This window comes from Hymenobacter latericoloratus (assembly GCF_014199535.1).
Classification (GTDB): Bacteria; Bacteroidota; Bacteroidia; order Cytophagales; family Hymenobacteraceae; genus Hymenobacter; species Hymenobacter latericoloratus.
On record NZ_JACHNV010000001.1, the window covers coordinates 674,970 to 696,245 of the forward strand.

At 54.7% G+C, this 21,276-nt stretch carries 20 protein-coding genes; all 20 read left to right on the top strand.

Going from position 1 to position 21,276, the window contains the following annotated elements; genetic code table 11:
* Positions 1-198: 198 nt before the first annotated feature.
* The 20 genes from rpoB to rpmC all read left to right on the top strand — a co-directional run bounded on the left by rpoB (position 199) and on the right by rpmC (position 21,275).
* Positions 199-4,074, top strand: coding sequence for a DNA-directed RNA polymerase subunit beta (rpoB, locus tag GGU46_RS02985; protein ID WP_183402565.1), 3,876 nt, complete (start codon positions 199-201; stop codon positions 4,072-4,074).
* Positions 4,075-4,137: 63 nt separating this feature from the next.
* On the top strand, positions 4,138-4,569 hold the full coding sequence (locus GGU46_RS02990; protein WP_183402080.1) for a hypothetical protein: 432 nt from the start codon (positions 4,138-4,140) through the stop codon (positions 4,567-4,569).
* A gap of 260 nt (positions 4,570-4,829) precedes the next feature.
* A complete protein-coding gene (gene rpoC / locus GGU46_RS02995) occupies positions 4,830-9,182 on the top strand; it encodes a DNA-directed RNA polymerase subunit beta' (protein ID WP_183402081.1) in 4,353 nt (1,450 codons plus the stop codon).
* Between the two features lie 85 nt (positions 9,183-9,267).
* A complete protein-coding gene (locus GGU46_RS03000) occupies positions 9,268-9,672 on the top strand; it encodes a hypothetical protein (RefSeq protein WP_183402082.1) in 405 nt (134 codons plus the stop codon).
* 14 nt (positions 9,673-9,686) lie between these two features.
* The gene (locus tag GGU46_RS03005) at positions 9,687-10,028 is read left to right on the top strand and encodes a DUF3467 domain-containing protein (RefSeq protein ID WP_183402083.1); all 342 of its coding nucleotides are present in this window, start codon (positions 9,687-9,689) and stop codon (positions 10,026-10,028) included.
* Between the two features lie 117 nt (positions 10,029-10,145).
* Positions 10,146-11,030 (top strand): putative nucleotide-diphospho-sugar transferase, encoded by an 885-nt coding sequence (locus GGU46_RS03010; RefSeq protein WP_183402084.1) that lies wholly within the window; start codon positions 10,146-10,148, stop codon positions 11,028-11,030.
* Between the two features lie 187 nt (positions 11,031-11,217).
* On the top strand, positions 11,218-11,646 hold the full coding sequence (gene rpsL, locus GGU46_RS03015; protein ID WP_110976704.1) for a 30S ribosomal protein S12: 429 nt from the start codon (positions 11,218-11,220) through the stop codon (positions 11,644-11,646).
* Between the two features lie 86 nt (positions 11,647-11,732).
* Positions 11,733-12,200, top strand: a complete 468-nt coding sequence (gene rpsG, locus GGU46_RS03020; RefSeq protein WP_110976705.1) for a 30S ribosomal protein S7 — start codon at positions 11,733-11,735, stop codon at positions 12,198-12,200.
* A gap of 106 nt (positions 12,201-12,306) precedes the next feature.
* Positions 12,307-14,448 carry an elongation factor G gene (fusA, locus tag GGU46_RS03025; protein ID WP_183402085.1) on the top strand — a complete coding sequence of 714 codons (2,142 nt, stop codon included), beginning with the start codon at positions 12,307-12,309 and terminating at the stop codon, positions 14,446-14,448.
* A 21-nt stretch (positions 14,449-14,469) separates the two neighbouring features.
* Positions 14,470-14,775 carry a 30S ribosomal protein S10 gene (gene rpsJ / locus GGU46_RS03030; protein ID WP_022822123.1) on the top strand — a complete coding sequence of 102 codons (306 nt, stop codon included), beginning with the start codon at positions 14,470-14,472 and terminating at the stop codon, positions 14,773-14,775.
* 169 nt (positions 14,776-14,944) lie between these two features.
* On the top strand, positions 14,945-16,225 hold the full coding sequence (locus GGU46_RS03035; RefSeq protein ID WP_183402086.1) for an O-antigen ligase family protein: 1,281 nt from the start codon (positions 14,945-14,947) through the stop codon (positions 16,223-16,225).
* Positions 16,226-16,527: 302 nt separating this feature from the next.
* On the top strand, positions 16,528-17,148 hold the full coding sequence (rplC, locus tag GGU46_RS03040; protein WP_139925668.1) for a 50S ribosomal protein L3: 621 nt from the start codon (positions 16,528-16,530) through the stop codon (positions 17,146-17,148).
* A 9-nt stretch (positions 17,149-17,157) separates the two neighbouring features.
* Positions 17,158-17,796, top strand: a complete 639-nt coding sequence (gene rplD, locus GGU46_RS03045) for a 50S ribosomal protein L4 (protein ID WP_139925669.1) — start codon at positions 17,158-17,160, stop codon at positions 17,794-17,796.
* Complete coding sequence (gene rplW, locus GGU46_RS03050; RefSeq protein WP_183402087.1) at positions 17,796-18,083, top strand: 50S ribosomal protein L23; 288 nt, start codon at positions 17,796-17,798, stop codon at positions 18,081-18,083. The genes rplD and rplW overlap by 1 nt, the downstream gene beginning before the upstream one ends.
* 40 nt (positions 18,084-18,123) lie before the next feature.
* Positions 18,124-18,951: a 50S ribosomal protein L2 gene (gene rplB / locus GGU46_RS03055; protein WP_139925671.1), complete on the top strand. Its 828-nt coding sequence runs from the start codon at positions 18,124-18,126 to the stop codon at positions 18,949-18,951.
* Between the two features lie 3 nt (positions 18,952-18,954).
* Positions 18,955-19,233 carry a 30S ribosomal protein S19 gene (gene rpsS, locus GGU46_RS03060; RefSeq protein WP_110976712.1) on the top strand — a complete coding sequence of 93 codons (279 nt, stop codon included), beginning with the start codon at positions 18,955-18,957 and terminating at the stop codon, positions 19,231-19,233.
* Between the two features lies 1 nt (position 19,234).
* The gene (rplV, locus tag GGU46_RS03065) at positions 19,235-19,717 is read left to right on the top strand and encodes a 50S ribosomal protein L22 (RefSeq protein ID WP_183402088.1); all 483 of its coding nucleotides are present in this window, start codon (positions 19,235-19,237) and stop codon (positions 19,715-19,717) included.
* Positions 19,718-19,722: 5 nt separating this feature from the next.
* Complete coding sequence (gene rpsC / locus GGU46_RS03070; protein ID WP_183402089.1) at positions 19,723-20,595, top strand: 30S ribosomal protein S3; 873 nt, start codon at positions 19,723-19,725, stop codon at positions 20,593-20,595.
* Between the two features lie 39 nt (positions 20,596-20,634).
* Positions 20,635-21,057 carry a 50S ribosomal protein L16 gene (rplP, locus tag GGU46_RS03075; protein ID WP_045688456.1) on the top strand — a complete coding sequence of 141 codons (423 nt, stop codon included), beginning with the start codon at positions 20,635-20,637 and terminating at the stop codon, positions 21,055-21,057.
* Positions 21,058-21,062: 5 nt separating this feature from the next.
* Positions 21,063-21,275, top strand: coding sequence for a 50S ribosomal protein L29 (rpmC, locus tag GGU46_RS03080; RefSeq protein WP_110976715.1), 213 nt, complete (start codon positions 21,063-21,065; stop codon positions 21,273-21,275).
* The last annotated feature ends 1 nt before the right edge of the window (position 21,276 follow it).

The following is a 21,276-nucleotide window of genomic DNA, read 5'->3' on the forward strand; positions in this document are numbered from 1 at the left end:
AAGTTCGTTTGCGCGCCGCTTTGCGGCTTTTCGTGCCTACGGACGCTAACAGCGCAAGGTTAAGGCTTTGCGCTTTCGTGCGCTCAAATCTTCCGCTTTTGCTCAGGTTATCGGGGCTCCTGACTGCTTGAGCTGGATTCTCTCAGTATCCATTTCCTAACCCCACATACATTGGCTACATCGAAAGCACAGGCAGGGCTGCAGAAATTGTCGGCCGCTGACGAGCGGATCAACTTCGCCAAGATTAAAAAGGTTATTGAGTACCCAGATTTCCTGGACGTGCAGGTTCGTTCGTTCATGGATTTCTTCCAGTTGGAAACGGCTGCCGAGAACCGTACCGATGAAGGCCTCTTCAAAGTATTCGCCGAAAACTTTCCGATTTCGGACTCGCGCGAAAACTTTGTGCTGGAGTTCATCGACTACCACGTCGATCCGCCGAAGTATTCCGTGGACGAGTGCATTGACCGGGGTCTGACGTACTCAGTGCCGCTGAAAGCCAAGTTGCGCCTGATCTGTAATGATACGGACAACGAGGATTTCGAGACGATTGAGCAAGAAGTGTTCTTGGGAAATATTCCCTACATGACCGAAAAGGGCTCGTTCGTTATCAACGGGGCAGAGCGCGTTATCGTGTCGCAGCTGCACCGCTCGCCGGGCGTGTTCTTTGCTCAGAGCAAGCACACGAATGGCACCAAGCTGTACTCGGCTCGTATCATCCCGTTCAAAGGCTCGTGGATTGAATTTGCCACGGACGTGAACAACGTGATGTATGCTTACATCGACCGGAAGAAGAAGTTTCCGGTTACTACGCTGCTACGCGCCATCGGTTACGGCACCGACAAAGACATTCTCGACCTGTTCGGGCTGTCGGAGGAAGTGAAGGCCGATAAGAAGAACCTCAAGAAAGCCGTAGGCCGTAAGCTGGCTGCTCGGGTGCTCCGCACCTGGACGGAAGACTTCGTGGACGAGGATACCGGTGAAGTGGTGTCCATTGACCGGAACGAGGTTCTGCTGGAGCGCGACTCAACCATTGAAGAGGAAGACATCGACGTTATCCTTAACGCTGGGGCCAAGTCGGTAATTCTGCACCGCGAAAACGTAAACATTGCCGACTACGCAATTATTTACAACACGCTGCAGAAGGATAACTCCAACTCGGAGAAAGAAGCCGTGGAGCAAATCTACCGTCAGCTCCGGAACACGGAGGCTCCCGACGAAGAGACTGCTCGCGACATCATCCAAAAGCTGTTCTTCTCGGACAAGCGCTACGACCTCGGGGACGTAGGCCGCTACCGCATCAATAAGAAGCTGGGTATTGACACGAACTGGGACGCCCGCGTGCTGACCAACGAGGACATTGTCCTTATCGTGAAATACCTGATTGGTCTGATCAACTCGAAGGCCATTGTCGATGACATTGACCACTTGAGCAACCGCCGCGTGCGCACGGTAGGGGAGCAGCTCTACGCCCAGTTCGGCGTAGGTTTGGCCCGTATGGCGCGTACCATCAAGGAGCGCATGAACGTGCGCGACAACGAGGACTTCAAGCCGGTTGACCTGATCAACGCCCGCACCTTGTCGAGCGTTATCAACTCGTTCTTCGGTACGAATCAGCTTTCCCAGTTCATGGACCAGACCAACCCGCTGGCCGAGGTGACGCATAAGCGTCGTGTATCGGCACTGGGGCCGGGCGGTCTGTCGCGGGAGCGGGCTGGTTTTGAGGTGCGTGACGTTCACTACACCCACTACGGTCGCCTGTGCACCATCGAAACGCCGGAAGGACCGAACATCGGTCTGATTTCGTCGCTGTGCGTGCACGCTCGCGTTAACTCGATGGGCTTCATCGAAACTCCCTACCGCACGGTAGAGAACGGTAAGGTGGACATCACGGAGAACGTGAAGTACTTGACCGCTGAAGAGGAAGACACCCACCACATCGCGCAGGCCAACGCCCGCATCGATGAGTCGGGCAACTTTGTGAACGAGCTGGTAAAAGGCCGTTTCGAAGGTGACTTCCCCGTTGTAGGTCCGACGGAGTATTCCTACATGGACGTAGCGCCGAACCAGATTGTATCGGTGGCTGCTTCGCTGATTCCGTTCCTGGAACACGACGACGCCAACCGCGCCCTGATGGGTTCGAACATGCAGCGTCAGGCCGTGCCTTTGTTGCGTGCTGAGGCTCCCATCGTAGGCACTGGTCTGGAAGGCCGCGTGGCTATTGACTCCCGTACTCTGGTAGTAGCCGAGGGCGACGGGGTTATTGACTACGTAGACGCCAACAAGATTGTGGTGAAATACGACTTGACGGAAGACGATATCCTCGTGAGCTTCGACGCCGAGAAGATTTCGTACGACCTGATCAAGTTCCGTCGTACTAACCAGGACACCTGCATCAACCTGACGCCCATTGTGAAGAAGGGCGAACGGGTAACCAAGGGTCAACCTCTCTGCGAAGGCTACGGCACGAACCAGGGCGAACTGGCCTTGGGTCGCAACATGCAGGTAGCGTTCATGCCGTGGCAGGGCTACAACTTCGAAGACGCCATCGTAATTTCGGAGCGGGTAGTTCGCGACGACATCTTCACTTCAATTCACATCGAGGAGTTTGAGCTGGAAGTGCGCGAGACCAAGCGTGGCGAAGAAGAGCTGACCTCGGAAATTCCGAACGTGAGCGAAGAAGCCGTGCGCAACCTCGATGACAATGGCATCATCCGTCTGGGTGCTGAGGTTCGCGAAGGCGACATCCTTATTGGTAAGATCACGCCGAAAGGCGAAACTGATCCGACTCCGGAAGAAAAGCTGCTCCGCGCCATTTTCGGTGACAAAGCCGGCGATGTGAAGGATGCCTCCCTCAAGGCGCCGCCATCCCTGAACGGGGTAGTAATCGGCACTAAGCTGTTCTCACGTCCGAAGAAAGATAAAAACCTACGGGCCAAGTCGAAGAAGGAAGTAGAAGAGCTGAAGGAGTCGTATGCTCGCGAACTGCGCGGTATCAAAGCCGTGATGATCGAGAAACTGGTGCAGTTGCTGGAAGGCAAGACGTCGCAGGGCGTAAAGCACAAGTTTGGCGATGAAATCCTGACGAAGGGTGTGAAATTCGGGAAGAAGAACATCACGGAAGCGCTGTTCCCCGAGAAGAACCCCTATAAGGATGAGAGCAACTACGCCGTGCCGGAAGAGGTGAACATGTTCAAAGACCTTATTCTGGAGAACTGGACTGCTGACGATAAAGTGAACCGGATGTTGTCGGAACTGGTGAAGAATTACACCAAGAAGCGTAACACCATCACGGCTCGTTTCAAGCGCGACCGGTTCACGCTGGAAGTAGGCGACGAACTGCCCGCCGGTATCGTGCAGCTGGCTAAAGTGTACATCGCCAAGAAGCGCAAGCTGAAGGTAGGTGACAAGATGGCCGGTCGTCACGGTAACAAAGGGGTAGTAGCCCGCATCGTGCGCGATGAGGACATGCCCTTCCTGCCCGACGGCACCCCGATGGACATCGTGCTCAACCCGCTGGGTGTACCTAGCCGCATGAACATCGGTCAGATTTACGAGACCGTACTGGGCTGGGCTGGCTTGAAGCTGGGCCGCACCTATGCTACCCCCATTTTCGACGGTGCTACCGAAGAGGAAGTATCACGCGAACTGACGGAAGCCGGGCTGCCGCACTTCGGCCGCGCTTACCTGCACGACGGTCTGACGGGTCAACGTTTCGACCAGCCGGTAACCGTAGGCGTGATTTACATGCTCAAGCTGGGTCACTTGGTTGACGACAAGATGCACGCCCGTTCTATCGGGCCGTACTCGCTCATTACCCAGCAGCCGCTGGGTGGTAAGGCGCAGTTCGGTGGTCAGCGCTTCGGCGAGATGGAAGTGTGGGCGCTGGAGGCCTTCGGTGCTTCCAACGTGCTGCAGGAAATCCTGACGGTGAAGTCGGACGACGTGGTAGGCCGCGCCAAGGCGTACGAAGCCATTGTAAAAGGTGACGTACTGCCCAAGCCAAATATCCCCGAGTCATTCAACGTACTCATCCACGAGCTACGCGGTCTGGCCCTGGAAATCACGCTTGACTAAGGTTTGAAAATGGGAGCTTCATACTAGCTATAGTCAGTATGAAGCTCTCAAAATCTTCTTTATATGATTGCTGCACTTATTAAATCCTATAAGAAATCTTGGAAGCTCAAACGCTTATCTAAAAAGCTGTCAGAGCCTCTTAATATGTCCGATTTCTTAAACGTAACCACTCAACTTAGTAGTAAAGATTTACTGGAAGAGGAGTTATTGGATTTATGTATGCAGGATGCTGTGAGGCAACAGGTCATTGCTAAATACAACGTAGGTAGAAAAGACTTAAAGAGTATATATGGTCTTCTATCTGGTCTTGGCGCAGGCCAATGGGCCGGTGGACACTATGTGTCAGCTTCAAGTTTAGTATACGCGCAGACTTTAGACTATTTGCTCAGAATCTATACAAGTCATGAAAAGACGAATAAGGATGTTTGGGTAAATGCTGCATACAGGCTAATCATATACTTTGAAAAAGGAGAAACAGGTTTAGTGAAAGATTAGAGTACCGCAGCCGAAACTGCCGGCGTCGTTCCGAGATATGGTCAGAACGACATCAACCCCGACCAGTGAAAGCCAAACCCGGTTCAGCTTGCTGAACCACCCGCATACCCAGACCTGGCGGAAACCTACTGCGCGGCGTACCTATCCGACCCGCAGAGCACTTTTCGCAGAGTCGAACTGTTATGTTCTTTCCGACCTCTCTTAAGACTGGCGGAACCAACGAACAGATAAAAGCCACCAGCTAACAACAGCTACCCTACATGGCGTTTGCAAAAAACAAGAAACTGGTACAGGACTTCTCGAAAGTTACCATTTCGCTGGCCTCGCCCGAATCCATTCTGGAACGGTCGAACGGTGAAGTAGTAAAGCCCGAGACGATCAACTACCGGACGTACAAGCCCGAAATGGGCGGCCTGTTTTGCGAGCGGATTTTCGGTCCCGTAAAGGACTGGGAATGCCACTGCGGCAAATACAAGCGGATTCGCTACAAAGGCATCATCTGCGACCGGTGCGGCGTGGAGGTGACCGAGAAGAAAGTACGCCGGGAGCGGATGGGCCACATCGAACTGGTGGTGCCCGTTGCGCACATCTGGTACTTCAAGTCCCTGCCCAATAAAATCGGCTACCTGCTGGGCCTGCCCACCAAGAAGCTCGACCAGATTATCTATTACGAACGGTATGTAGTAGTACAGCCGGGCGTATTGGCTGAAGAAGGCGTGCAGCAGCTCGACTTCCTCACCGAAGACGAGTACCTCGACATCATCGACAAGCTCCCCCGCGAGAACCAGATGCTGCCGAACGAGGACCCCAACAAGTTCATTGCCCGCATGGGTGCCGATGCCCTGCAGCTGTTGCTGGAGCGCATCAACCTGGACGAACTGTCGTACTCGCTGCGTGACTCTGCTGCCCACGAAACTTCGCAGCAGCGTAAGGCTGAAGCATTGAAGCGTCTGCGTGTGGTAGAAGCCTTCCGGGATGCTTCGACCCGCATTGAGAACAAGCCCGAGTGGATGGTAATCCGCATGGTACCGGTGATTCCGCCGGAACTGCGCCCCCTCGTGCCGCTAGATGGTGGCCGTTTCGCTACCTCTGACTTGAACGACTTGTACCGTCGCGTTATCATCCGCAACAACCGCCTCAAGCGCCTGATCGAAATCAAGGCTCCTGAGGTGATTCTGCGGAACGAGAAGCGCATGCTGCAGGAAGCTGTGGACTCGCTGTTCGACAACTCGCGGAAAGTAAACGCCGTGCGCGCCGAAGGCAACCGCGCTCTGAAGTCGCTGTCCGACATGCTGAAAGGCAAGCAGGGCCGCTTCCGTCAGAACCTGCTCGGTAAGCGTGTTGACTACTCCGGCCGTTCGGTTATCGTGGTAGGCCCCGAGCTGAAGCTGCACGAGTGCGGTCTGCCTAAGAACATGGCCGCCGAGCTGTTCAAGCCGTTTATCATCCGTAAGCTCATCGAGCGCGGCATCGTGAAGACGGTGAAGTCGGCGAAGAAAATCGTTGACCGCAAGGACGCTGTCGTATGGGACATCCTGGAAAATGTGCTGAAAGGCCACCCGGTGCTCCTGAACCGTGCCCCTACTCTGCACCGCTTGGGTATCCAGGCATTCCAGCCTCGCCTCATTGAGGGTAAAGCTATTCAGCTGCACCCGCTGGTGTGTACGGCCTTCAACGCTGACTTTGACGGTGACCAGATGGCTGTGCACGTTCCGCTCGGACCGGCCGCTATTCTGGAAGCCTCCATGCTCATGCTGGCCTCGCACAACATCCTGAACCCTGCCAACGGCGCGCCCATCGCGGTACCGTCGCAGGACATGGTTCTGGGCTTGTACTACGTGACCAAAGGCAAGCGTAGCACCGAAGAGGAGAGCATTCAGGGCGAAGGCCGCATGTTCTACTCCGATGAGGAGGTAGTCATTGCTATCAACGAAGGGCAGCTGTCGAAGCACGCCTATATCAAGGTGCGCACGAAAGTTCGCGATGAGGAAGATAACCTTGTAACGAAGATCATCGAAACCGTAGCCGGCCGCGTGCTGTTCAACCAGCTCGTGCCCGAGGAAGTAGGTTTCGTAGATGAGCTGTTGACTAAGAAGAAGCTCCAGCAAATCATTTCGCTGGTGTTCAAACGTACCGGTATGGCTCGTACCGCGCAGTTCCTCGACGACATCAAGACGCTGGGCTTCCAGTCGGCGTACAAAGGTGGTTTGTCGATGGGTCTGGGCGATATCAACATCCCCGCCGAGAAAGACGCCCTCATTGCCCAAGCTCAGGCCGACGTAGCTGCCGTAACGCAGAACTACCAGATGGGTCTGATTACGGATAACGAGCGTTACAACCAGGTTATCGACATCTGGACGCGCATCAACAACCAAATCACTGAAACCCTCATGGGTCGCCTCGAGAAGGAGAACCAGGGCTTCAACTCGATTTACATGATGATGCACTCCGGTGCTCGTGGTTCGCGCGAACAGATCCGTCAGCTTGGCGGTATGCGTGGTCTGATGGCCAAGCCGCAGAAGTCGCTACAGGGTTCAGTAGGTGAGATTATCGAAAACCCGATTCTGTCTAACTTCAAAGAAGGCCTGGACGTAATCGAGTACTTCATTTCGACCCACGGTGCCCGTAAGGGTCTGGCCGATACCGCTCTGAAGACGGCTGACGCCGGCTACCTGACCCGTCGTCTGGTGGACGTGTCGCAGGATGTTATCGTAAACGAAAACGACTGTGGTACGCTGCGCGGTATCGAAACCTTCGCTCTGAAGGATAATGAGGACATCGTAGAGCCGCTGGCCGAGCGTATCCTGGGCCGTGTGGCGGTACACGACATTGTGGACCCGCTGACCGACGAGGTTATTCTGCCGGCTGGTACGGAAATCACCGAGGACATCACCCGCCGCATCGATGCTACCAGCATCGAATCGGTGGAAATCCGCTCGGTGCTGACCTGCGAATCGAAGCGTGGTATCTGCGCCAAGTGCTACGGCCGCAACCTGTCGTCGGGCCGCATGGTACAGAAGGGTGAGGCTGTCGGCGTAATTGCTGCGCAGTCTATCGGTGAACCCGGCACCCAGCTGACCCTGCGTACCTTCCACGTAGGTGGTACGGCTTCGAACATTGCCGTAGAAGCCAGCCTGCGCGCCAAGTTCAACGGTGTAATTGAGTTCGAAGACATCCGCACTGTAGACACCGCCAACGCCGATGGCGAACCGGTGAAAGTAGTGATGGGTCGCTCGGGCGAGATTCGCATCGTGGAGAAAGGCACGGGTAAGGTGTACATCACCCACCACGTACCGTACGGCTCGTTCCTGCTGGTTGACGAAGGTCAGGAGGTAGAGAAAGGCCAAGAGCTGAACAACTGGGACCCCTACAACGCCGTTATTCTGGCCGAGTTCGATGGTGCCGTTCAGTACGACGCCATCACCGAAGGCATCACCTACCGCGAGGAATCGGACGAACAGACCGGTCACCGCGAGAAAGTGATTATCGAATCAAAGGCCAAGGATCAGAACCCGGCCATCATCGTTCGTCCCGGCAAGAAGGGCGACCTGGAAGGCTCCAAAGCCTACTCCATCCCGGTTGGTTCGCACTTGAACGTGGAGAACGGCGAGAAAATCAAGGCTGGTCAAATCCTGGCCAAGATTCCGCGTGCCGTGGGCAAAACCCGCGACATTACCGGTGGTCTGCCCCGCGTCACCGAGCTGTTCGAAGCCCGTAACCCCTCGAATCCGGCCGTTGTGGCTGAAATTGATGGGGTAGTAACCTACGGTACGGTGAAGCGTGGTAACCGTGAAATCTTCGTGGAGTCGAAAGACGGCGTGAAGAAGAAATACATGGTGCCGCTGTCCAAGCACATTCTGGTGCAGGACAACGACTTCATTCGGGCTGGTGCTCCGCTCTCCGATGGTGCCATCACCCCGACCGACATCCTGAACATTCAGGGTCCCGGCGCGGTGCAGGAATACCTCGTGAACGAGATTCAGGAAGTATACCGTTTGCAGGGTGTGAAAATCAACGACAAGCACATCGAGGTGGTCGTTCGCCAGATGATGCAGAAGGTGGTTATCCTCGATGCCGGCGACACGACTTTCCTGGAGCACCAGGTGGTAGACAAGATTTCCTTCATGGAGGAAAACGATACCATCATCGACATGAAGGTGGTTACCGAAGCCGGTGACTCCAGCAACCTGAAGCCCGGCCAGATTGTAACGGCCCGCCGCCTACGCGACGAAAACTCGTCGCTCAAGCGTCGTGACCTTGCCCTGGTACAGGTGCGGGATGCCCAGCCGGCCGTATCACGGCCCACACTGCAGGGTATCACGCAGGCGTCGCTGGGTACGCAGTCGTTCATCTCGGCCGCTTCCTTCCAGGAAACGACCAAGGTGCTGTCGGAGGCTGCCATCCGTGGCAAGGCCGACGAACTGTTGGGCCTGAAGGAGAACGTAATCGTAGGTCACCTCATTCCGGCCGGTACCGGTCTGCGCGAGTACACGCGTCAGATTGTGGGCTCGAAGGAAGAGTTGGAAGCCCAACAGGCTGCCAAGACCGAGGAAGCGGCGGCTCCTACTAAGCGTCCCGCCCGCGCTTCGCGCCGCGAGTCGGTATCGGAGTAATCTGAACCGGAGTAAATAAGAGAAGCCGGCTGGGGAAACCCAGCCGGCTTTTTCTTTCTTTGGGCTGTATTATATCGCCAGCTTTATGAATTCATCAACAGCTCTTGTAGACGTCACAAGCTCGAAATACCAAGTGGGGCAGGTGTGGAAATACAAGAATCGTCCGAATGAAGATAAGTCGACAGTGACGGTTGTGAAAGTCGAGTTACAGCATTCGAAGGCCGTAGTGGTGCATGTTGCAGTAAGCAAAGTGAAACTTCATGCTGAAGAGCCGAATGCGGAAAACGAAATATCTCATATGCCGTTCTCCGAAGACGCCTTGGATTCCAGCGTAACTGAGCTTCTCGATGTAGTAGTAGATTTGCCTGACTTCGAGGAAGGATACGAAACTTGGAAAGAATCTTTCATGAGAGGAGAAGCAGGTTTCTTTTCTGTTAGCGTAGCTCAGGCTGTCGATTTCATAGACAGAACAATAAATTCCTGCGAGTAACACACTCAAGTAATATGCAACCCGAAAACACTCCCGAAACCAATCAACCCCAGGACCCCAACGCCATCAGCATCGAGCTGTCAGAGGAAATTGCAGAGGGCGAATACGCCAACCTTGCCATGATTGCGCATAGCAACAGCGAGTTTGTTATTGACTTTATCCGGCTGATGCCGGGCCTGCCCAAAGCCAAGGTGAAGTCCCGCATCATCCTCACACCCGAGCACGCCAAACGACTGGTAGCGGCCCTGAACGAGAACATTGAGCGGTTCGAGAAAACCAATGGCACCATCAAGGAGCAACCCGGTGAGGGGCCGTTATACCCCATGGGTTTCGGGGGTAAGATAGGCGAGGCCTAAACCAGAAAAAATCATACGTGAATAAGGGCTTTTATCGAGAAGATAGAAGCCCTTTCTTCTTTATGTCTTATTTGCATGCTTTCAGAAGGCCCGGTAGAAGTACGTTATCTTTACCAGATGAACTACCTGATTTATCTGGCCTACGGTTCGGAAGCCATCCGCTGCGAAGCCTGCTACAGCATCCTCTCATACTACGAGCAGGTAGGCAGTCCCGCCCCTGATACGCAAATCCTGGTGTACACCGACGCCGCCGCCGCGTTTCAGCAGATTCTGGGGAGCCGGCCCTATATTTCCTACCCCGCCGTAAGCCCAGAACAGTGGCAGGCCTGGCGGGGTGCGGCCAACAAGGTGTACCTGCTCAAAATTGGGGTGCTGGAACACGCGGCGGCGCACTACCCTGGCAACCTGCTGTTTTTGGATACAGACACCATCTGGCGCCGTAACCCGACGCCGCTGTTTGCTGCCATTGCGGCCGGGCACTTCTACATGCATCAGAATGAGGGCCGGCTCATCAATGGCAATACCCTGAGCCGGAAAGTGTACCGCCATCTGAAAACGCACGAGTGGGAAGTAGCAGGCCACACATTTAGGGTGACGCCGGAAACGGAGCTGTTCAACTCCGGAGTTATTGCCCTGCGTAGCGACAAAGCCTACCTGCTGCGGGAGGTGATGACGCTGGCCGAGCAGCTCTACGCCACCTACAACAAGCATATGATGGAGCAGCTGGCTTTTAGCCTGCGCCTGGCCGCCGAGGGCCCCATTGCCGACGTGCCCGATTACCTCTGGCACTACTGGAACCTAAAAGAAGCGCGGCCAGCCCTTGTGCAGGTCTTCCACACATATGGCACGCACCCCTCCGCCGAGTTATTAGCGCGCCTGCACCAGCTACAGCTGCCGCGGCTGCATGAGCAGGAACTGGCCTACCGGAATTTGCCGGGCTGGCGCCGGGCCCTGCGCAAGCTCGTCGGGCGCCGCTGGCGCCTACCCCCGTTAGAGGTTTGAAGGTCGGCGGGGGGGTAGGAGAGAGGCGGCCGCGCGCAGAAATAACCACGGCCGTAGCTCCCGGAGAAGAGGCGATGAGTTGCTCTAAAATTAACTCTTTCAACCCGTTTGCTATTTCATACGAACTTCTCTACCTTTGCAAGCCTAATTTTTGGGAGAGAACCCTCCTTGACAAAACCTACCGTAGATGCCTACTATCAACCAGTTAGTACGAAAAGGCCGCGAGAAGCTGACGACCAAGTCGAAGTCGCCGGCCCTTGATTCGTGCCCGCAGCGCCGTGGCGTTTGCACCCGTGTGTACACCACCACGCCTAAGAAGCCGAACTCGGCTATGCGTAAAGTTGCCCGTGTGCGCCTGACCAACGGCAAAGAAGTTAACGCCTACATCCCCGGTGAAGGCCACAACCTGCAGGAGCACAGCATCGTGCTGATCCGTGGTGGCCGTGTGAAAGACCTTCCCGGTGTACGTTACCACATCATCCGTGGCGCTCTTGACACCGCCGGCGTAAACGGCCGTCTGCAGCGTCGTTCCAAGTACGGCGCGAAGCGTCCGAAGCCCGGCCAGGCTCCCGCAGCTGGCAAAGGTGGCAAACCCGCACCCGGCAAGAAAAAGTAATTGAAAACGAGGGCGGCAGCGCCCGGCGCCGGCTAGCAAATGGTTCTTAGTCCGTTGCCTGCTGTCCGTCGCTCATTTCTACTCCCATGAGAAAGTCAAAACCGAAAAAGCGCATCCTCCTGCCTGACCCCAAGTTCAAGGAGACGCTGGTAACCCGCTTCGTCAACTACATGATGTACGACGGGAAGAAAAACCTGGCCTACACCATTTTCTACGATGCCTGCGAGCTGGTTGAGCAGCGCACCAAGGAAAGCGGCCTGGAAATGTGGCGCAAAGCCCTCAACAACGTAATGCCGACCGTGGAGGTGAAAAGCCGCCGCGTAGGTGGTGCTACCTTCCAGGTGCCCACCGAGGTTCGTCCGGACCGTCGTATTGCCGTTGGCTCGAAGTGGCTGATCCAATACGCTCGTCGTCGTGGTGAGAAGACCATGAAGGACAAGCTGGCTGGCGAAATCATTGCCGCCGCCAAAGGTGAAGGTGCTGCCGTGAAGAAAAAGGACGACACGCACCGGATGGCAGAAGCCAACAAGGCTTTCTCGCACTTCCGCTTCTAATCAGACCGAGCAGGGGCTTTAGAAGTTGTCGGCTCCGGGAATGAGAAAAGAGATTTTCGCGTTCTACGAGCTCAACTACTGAAGTCCCTACGTCACAAAAAAAGCAATGGCTGTTAATAAAGATCTGCAATACCTCCGGAACATCGGGATTATGGCGCACATCGACGCCGGTAAGACCACCACGTCGGAGCGCATTCTCTACTACACCGGTAAAACCCACAAAATCGGGGAGGTGCACGAAGGTGCTGCCACGATGGACTGGATGGAGCAGGAGCAGGAGCGTGGTATCACCATCACGTCGGCCGCTACTACTACCTTCTGGAACTACCCGACCGTACAGGGCGACCCGACTCCGGAGACCAAACAATACAAAATCAACCTGATCGATACCCCCGGTCACGTGGACTTCACCGTAGAGGTAGAACGTTCGCTGCGTGTTCTGGACGGTGCCGTGGCTCTGTTCTGCGCTGTTTCGGGTGTGGAGCCGCAGTCGGAAACCGTATGGCGTCAGGCTGACAAATACAAAGTGCCGCGCATCTGCTTCGTTAACAAGATGGACCGCGCTGGTGCTGACTTCTTCAAGGCCGTATCGGAAATCAAAGAAAAGCTGGGCGCTAACCCCGTGCCGCTGCAAATCCCGATTGGCGCTGAAGATACCTTCAAAGGCGTAGTTGACCTGCTGACTGGCAAAGCCATCGTATGGGACGACGCTACCCAGGGCAAAACCTACAAGGAAGTGGAAGTTCCCGAAGACCTCGTGGACACCGTAGCCGAGTGGCGTGAGAAGCTCGTGGAAAGCGTAGCTGAGTACGATGACACCTTGATGGAGAAATTCTTCGAGGATCCGGACAGCATCACCCGCGAAGAGATGATGACGGTAATCCGCAAAGCGGTTATCGACATGAAGTTCTCGCCGGTAATGTGCGGGTCAGCCTTCAAAAACAAAGGTGTTCAGGCTATGCTGGACGCGGTAATGGCCTACCTGCCCTCGCCGCTCGACATGCCTGCTATTATGGGTACCAACCCTGACACCGGCGAGGAAGTTGAGCGTCACCCCGACAACGACGAGCCCTTCACGGCTTTGGCATTCAAAATTGCTACCGACCCCTTCGTAGGTCGTCTGTGCTTCTTCCGTTGCTACAGCGGGCAGCTGGATGCTGGCTCGTATGTATTCAACAACCGCACCGGCAAGAAGGAGCGTATCTCGCGCCTGATGCAGATGCACTCCAACAAGCAGAATCCCATCGACAAAATCCAGGCTGGTGACATTGCTGCCGGTGTGGGTTTCAAAGACATCAAAACCGGTGACACGCTGACCGACGAGAAGTCGCGCGTAGTGCTGGAGTCGATGTCGTTCCCCGAGCCCGTTATCGGTTACGCTATTGAGCCGAAAACGCAGGCTGACGTGGATAAGATGGGTATGGCTATTGCCAAACTCGTGGAAGAAGACCCCACCCTCGTAGTACAGACCGACCAGGAAACTGGTCAGACGGTATTGCGCGGTATGGGTGAGCTTCACCTCGAAATTATCATCGACCGGATGCGTCGTGAATTCAAGGTGGAAATCAACCAGGGTGCTCCGCAGGTAGCGTACAAAGAGGTTCTCACTAAGAAAGTTGAGCACCGCGAAACCTACAAGAAGCAGACCGGTGGTCGTGGTAAATTCGGTGATATCGTGTTCGAACTGGGCCCGAAAGAAACCGACCCCGAGAAGCCCGGCCTGGAGTTCGTGAACGACATCACGGGTGGTGTAATCCCCCGCGAATTCATCGCTCCGGTGCAGAAAGGTTTCGAAGAAGCCATGAAGAACGGTCCGCTGGCCGGCTTCCCGCTCGACAACATGAAGGTGCGTCTGTTCTTCGGTTCCTACCACGATGTGGACTCGGATGCTCTGTCGTTCGAACTCGCTGCTCGTGGTGGCTTCCGTGAAGCTGCCAAGCAAGCTGGTCCGAAACTGCTCGAGCCCATCATGGCCGTTGAAGTAGTAACGCCGGATGAGTACACGGGTTCGGTAACTGGTGACTTGAACCGTCGTCGGGGCATCATGAAGGGCATGGACACCAAAGGCGGTGCTAACGTGGTAAAAGCTGACGTTCCACTGTCGGAGCTGTTCGGCTACGTAACCTCGCTGCGTACCATCACTTCGGGTCGTGCTTCGGCCTCGCTGACCTTCTCGCACTACGACCAGGTTCCCACGAACTTGGCTGAAGGCATCATCGCTAAGCAAAAGGGTAACGCCATCCGCTAATACCGCTTCCTCATTACAGACATGAATCAGAAAATTCGCATCAAACTGAAATCCTACGACCACAACTTGGTGGACAAATCGTCGGAGAAGATTGTGAAGGCGGTAAAGGCTACGGGCGCTATCGTAAGCGGCCCCATTCCGCTGCCCACCGATAAGGAGAAGTTCACCGTACTCCGTTCGCCCCACGTGAACAAGAAGTCGCGGGAGCAATTCCAGCTCTGCACCTATAAGCGCCTCGTTGACATCTACTCGACCTCGTCGAAGACGGTAGATGCCCTGATGAAGCTGGAGCTGCCCAGCGGCGTTGACGTTGAAATCAAAGTCTGAGGACCTGATTTTTAGCTAAGCCACAAAAACGCCCCATTGGTTTTTCGGAACCGATGGGGCGTTTTCTTTTATTGGTTGCAACTTGTACCTAAGGTAAGAGCTCCACTGTAGGTAGAGTCTTGTCTGTATGTTTAGACAGGTGCGGTCTGCCGCTCCTTCATTTTGTTGCATGATTTCTTCTCTGGGCTCCATCCTGACACTTCAGCGGCTACAGATAGCTGCTACCTTTTTCTGTATTTGTGTTATCCTGGGGTTGTTCACGAGTTCTTTCTTCCGGATTCTACCCAGCATCGGCATGGCCGGACTATTGGCAACCGGTATTGTGAGTTATGGCTTGCACAGAAAGGTTTACTCCCGGATGCACGGATCAATCTATAGTGCTTTTTCCTTGGTGTACATTATCCATCTGGTATCAGGATTTCTAATATCGGCGGTTAACTGGGGGGAGTATAAGCGGGATATAGTGCTGCAGTTACCATTCCTGATTTTACCTCTTGCATTTTGGCTATTACCAGCTTTGCCGGGCGCCCATCTTCGGAAGCTTTGGTTTTGCCTGATAGGCGCTGCTACTACTGCGGCCCTACTGAGCACTGTTAATTACGTTCTGCACTTCGAGCAGATAAATGAGCTATACCTTCATTCGAAAGTAATGCCCACCGAGCCAGACCACATTCGGTTCAGCCTAATCATTACTTTGGCTATTGCTGCTGGTGGAGCACTGTTGATGCACCAAAGCATTACAGGCATTGGCAAGAAACTGGTGGTAGGAGCCGTGCTGTTCCTGGCGCTATACCAGCATATGCTGGCTGTACGTAGTGGCCTCCTGACATTTTATTTTTTGGGAGGGGTAACGTGCTTATGGCTCGTTATGCGTCGGCAGCAGTATTACCGAGCTCTACAACTGGCCGCCGGCCTCTTATTACTGCCTGTATTGAGTTATGTATGCTTTCCAACATTTCGCAATAAATCAGTAAATACCCGGGAGGACGTTGGCCGTGTGGAGCACACCGCCTCCGCCAATAACTACTCCTTGGTAGGTAGAGTGTACTCCTATAAAGTAGCCTTAAAAGTTATTAAGGATAATCCGTGGTTTGGCGTAGGCAAAGCCGATATCGAATCGGAAATGGCCATTCACTACCGGCAAGATTACCCTACCATTCAACCAGAAGCATACATCCAGCCTCACAATCAATATCTGTACTCTACAGTAGCGTTTGGTGGGGTTGGTTTGTTACTGTTCATTATCGGGTTTTATTATCCGGGATTGAGCATATGGCCACGTCATGCTCCTTTGTTGTTAGCTCAATACATCATTACTACACTATCGTTTCTGGTTGAATACACCCTGGAAACCCAAATAGGATTGGCTTTTGCCTTATTTTTTCTGTTGCTGGCGCTAGAAGGATGTAAAAGCCCCGCCAGCCCGGAGAAGGAATGGCGCCCAGCGTAGGGTTCCGTTAATCCGTACATTTCTTGTGTACTGGATTGGATTTTCCCGTAACAGAACCAACTGTTGAAGCGTCTGCCGGGTAGAGAAGATTCTAGGGTGAGTAAGCGAATTCTGCCAGACGTTACAAGAGTAAGAAGTTGAAAGTCAGGGTAGCTCACTGCAAATGAAACCGCCGGGGTAGCGTTCGAAATATTTCGAAACGCAATTAGAATATCAGGTAACAATTTCCTAGCTTTGCACTCCATTTCCGAAAACGCCACTTGGGCGTTTTCAAGTGTGTCTTTTTCTAAAACCCCAATCGAATGCCTGGCATCATCGGTAAGAAAATCGGTATGACAAGCCTCTTCACTCCGGACGGGAAGAACATCCCTGTTACGCTCATTGAAGCGGGTCCGTGCGTAGTGACGCAGGTTAAGACCATCGAAACGGACGGCTACACCGCCATCCAGCTCGGCTACGGCGAGAAGAAGGCGAAGAACACCACCAAAGCACTGGCTGGTCACTTCGCGAAAGCCGGAACCACTCCCAAGAAAAAACTCGTTGAGTTCCGCACTGACGAGGCCAGCTCCTTCACGGCTGGTTCCACCATCGACGCTACCTTGTTTGAAGAAGGTGAGTTCGTTGACGTGGTAGGCACCTCGAAAGGCAAAGGTTTCCAAGGCGTTGTAAAGCGCTACAACTTTGCCGGGGTAGGTGGCCAAACGCACGGTCAGCACAACCGCGGCCGTCACCCCGGTTCTATCGGTGCCTGCTCCTGGCCCTCCCGCGTGTTCAAGGGCATGCGCATGGGTGGCCGTATGGGCAACGACCGGGTGAAAGTGCAGAACCTGAAGGTGATGCGCATTGTAGCCGACAAAAACCTCATCGTGGTGAGCGGCTCGGTTCCCGGTGCCAAGAACTCTTTCGTGGTCCTGGAAAAATAAGCTAGCAAGATGGAACTGTCAGTAATTAACATCAAAGGCGAGGACACCGGCCGTAAGGTTACCCTGTCCGACGCCATCTTCGGCCTGGAGCCGAATGAGCACGTGATGTACCTCGACGTGAAGCAGTACTTGGCCAACCAGCGCCAAGGCACGCACAAGTCGAAGCAGCGTAACGAAGTACACGGCACCACCAAAAAGCTGAAAAAGCAAAAAGGTACTGGTGGCGCCCGTGCTGGCTCCATGAAGTCAGGTGTATTCGTAGGTGGCGGCCGTATTTTCGGTCCTCAACCCCGCGACTACGGCTTCAAGCTGAACAAGAAAACCAAGCGTCTGGCCCGTCTGTCGGCTCTTTCTAGCCTGGCTAAAGACGGCAAAGTAGCCGTAGTGGAAAACATCACACTGTCGGCTCCTAAAACCAAGGAGTTTGCCGCCATCCTAGCTGATCTGAAGCTGAACAATGGCCGCAAGACCCTGCTGGTGACTGGCTCGGTTGACAAGAACGTGGTGTTGTCGGCCCGCAACATTCAGCGAGTGAGCGTAGCTACCCCCGTAGCCCTGAACACCCACGACTTGCTGAACACAGACACCCTGCTGCTGTCGGAAGATGGGTTGAGCGCACTGGAACAACTCTATACCACTGCTGAGTAATGAGCATCCTGAAGAAACCCATCGTAACTGAAAAGGCTACGGGTCTGAACGACAAAAGCCAGTACGCTTTCGAAGTGGCTATTGACGCCAACAAGGTTCAGATCAAAAAAGAGATTGAGCAACTGTACGGAGTGACGGTAACGGGCGTTAGCACCATCCGCACCATCGGCAAAGTGAAATCGAAGTTCACGAAAGGCGGTGCCGTTTCCGGCCGTCGCCCTCATGGCAAAAAAGCCATCGTGACCGTGAAGGAAGGCGACGTTATCGACTTCTACAGCGGCCTGTAAGCCTGCTTCCCGCCAAGATTTTTTTTCTTAAGCAAGAGTAATGGCACTCAAAAAACTAAGACCAACATCACCGGGTCAGCGCTTCCGCATCGCCCCGGCCTTCGACGAGATTACCGCGTCGACGCCGGAGAAGTCGCTGTTGGCACCCCTCAAAAACTCCGGTGGCCGTAACAATTCGGGCAAAATGTCCAACCGCTACATCGGCGGTGGTCACAAAGCCAAATACCGTATCATCGACTTCAAGCGTGACAAGGCCACGGTGCCCGCTACGGTGAAGACGATTGAGTACGACCCTAACCGCACCGCTCGTATTGCTCTGCTGCAGTACGCTGATGGTGAGAAGCGCTACATCATTGCTCCCGCCGGCCTAGCCGTAGGTGCTACTGTTGTATCGGGTTCGGGTGTAGCTCCGGAAGTAGGCAATGCCCTGCCCCTACGCGAAATTCCACTGGGTACCATCGTACACAACATCGAGCTGATGCCCGGTGGTGGTGCTGCTATGGCTCGCTCGGCTGGTACTTACGCCCAGCTGGTAGCCCGCGAAGACAAGTACGCCACCTTGAAACTGCCTTCCGGCGAAATGCGCATGGTACTGGTTACCTGCATGGCTACGGTAGGCACCGTTTCAAATGGCGACCACATGAACGTACGTCTCGGCAAGGCTGGTCGTAACCGGTGGTTGGGTCGTCGTCCGCGCGTACGTGGTGTGGCTATGAACCCTGTCGATCACCCCATGGGTGGTGGTGAAGGTAAGTCGTCGGGTGGTCACCCGCGCAGCCGTAACGGTATCTTCTCGAAAGGCCAGAAGACCCGTAACAAGAATAAGTATTCCGAGAACCTGATCGTAAGCCGGAAAGGCAAGAAATAAGCAATGGCACGTTCACTAAAAAAAGGGCCGTACATTGACTTCCGGCTCGAGAAGAAAGTATCGGCAATGGACGAGTCCGGCAAAAAGTCGGTGGTGAAGACTTGGTCGCGCCGCTCGATGATTTCGCCTGACTTCGTTGGCCACACCTTCGCTGTGCACAACGGCAATAAGTTCATCCCGGTGTATGTAACGGAGAACATGGTAGGACACAAACTCGGCGAGTTTGCCCCTACCCGTAACTTCCGTGGCCACATCGCCAAGAAAGATAAAGGCAAGCGCTAAGATGGAAGCAGTAGCTAAACTCCGTAACGTGCCCACCTCGCCGCGCAAAATGCGCCTGGTGGCCAACCTGGTGCGCGGTCAGAAAGTAACCCGTGCCCTCGGCCTGCTGAAATTCGAGGCTAACTCCGGTGCTGCCCGTGTTGAAAAGCTGCTCCTGTCGGCCCTGGCTAACTGGCAGCAGAAAAATGAGGACGAGCGCATCGAAGATGCCAACCTCTATATCAAAGAGATTTTCGTGGATGAAGGCCGTCAGCTGAAGCGTCTGCGCCCCGCCCCCCAGGGTCGCGGCCACCGCATTCGCAAGCGTAGCAACCACGTAACGCTGGTTATTGACAGCAAAGTAGAGCCCCTCGGCAGCAAGGCTGCTGCTAAACAAGCTGCTGAAACTAAACCAGCTGCTACGGTTGTTGACGAGGCTCCCAAGAAAACTCGTCGCAGCTCGGCTAAGAAATCCAACGAAACCACGGCAGAAGCCACCGCATAAGCACTATGGGACAGAAAGTAAATCCGGTTGGCTTCCGTCTGGGCGTCATCAAAGGATGGGACTCGAACTGGTACGGCGGCAAGGACTTTGCCGACAAGCTGGTTGAGGACGAAAAAATCCGCAAATACATCAACGCTCGTATCCCGAAAGGCGGCATCAGCCGCATCGTAATCGAGCGTACGCTGAAGCGCGTTACCATTACCATCAATACGGCTCGTCCGGGTGTTGTAATCGGTAAAGGTGGTGCTGAAGTGGACAAGATCAAGGACGAGCTGAAGCAGATTACCGGCAAAGACGTTCAGATCAACATCTTCGAGATTAAGCGTCCGGAACTCGACGCTAAACTGGTAGGTGAGAGCATTGCTCAGCAGCTCCAGGCTCGTATCTCGTTCCGTCGCGCTATGAAAATGGCGATTCAGGCTGCGCTGCGTGTTGGTGCCGAAGGCATCAAGATCCAATGCGGCGGCCGTCTGGGCGGCGCCGAAATTGCTCGCTCGGAGCAATACAAAGAAGGTCGTACCCCGCTGCACACCCTGCGTGCTGATATCGACTACGCTCTGTCGGAAGCTCAGACGGTGTATGGCAAAATCGGCATTAAGGTGTGGGTGATGCGTGGTGAGGTATTCGGTAAGCCCGACCTCTCCCCGAACCAACAGCCTGCTGGTGGCCAAGGCGGCGAAAGCCGTGGCAACGACCGTGGCCCGCGCGGCGAGCGTGGTGACCGGGGTGGTGACCGTGGCCCGCGCCGTGACCGGAATGACCGAGGCGGCGAAGGCCGTGGCGGTGACAACCGGGGCGGTCAAGGTGGTGGACAGCGTCGCGGTGGCGGCCCTGGCCAAAACCGTGGTGGCCAAGGCGGTGGTGCTCCCCGTCGCTAGCCTTTTTCTTTTCTCTCGAATTTCAATTCAAGATAACTCATGTTACAACCGAAAAGGACCAAGTATCGCAAGATGCAAAAGGGTCGCGTGCATGGCTTAGCCCACCGCGGCAGCTCCATTGACTTCGGTTCGTTCGCTATCAAGTCGCTGGAACAAGCATGGATTACGGCTCGCCAGATTGAGGCTGCTCGTATTGCCATGACCCGCGCCATGAAACGCGAAGGTCAAGTATGGATCCGCATTTTCCCGGATAAGCCGATCACCAAGAAGCCCGCTGAGGTTCGGATGGGTAAGGGTAAGGGTTCGCCTGAGTATTGGGTAGCCGTAGTGAAGCCTGGCACCATTCTCTTCGAATCGGACGGCGTTTCGCTGGAAGTGGCGCAGGAGTCGCTGCGTCTGGCCGCTCAGAAGCTGCCGGTGCGCACCTCGTTTGTTGTTCGTCGCGACTATCAAGAAGCTTAAACAAGATGAAGAACACCGAAATCCGCGCCCTCTCCCTGGAGGACCTCAAAAACCAAATTAAGACGGAGCAGACCAACGGCCAGACCTTGCGTTTCGCGCATGCCATCTCGCCCTTGGAAAACCCGATTCGTCTGAAGCAAGCCCGCAAAAATGTCGCCCGTCTGCTGACCGAGTTGAAGCGTCGCGAGAACGAGCAGGCTACTAACTCTGCTAACTAAC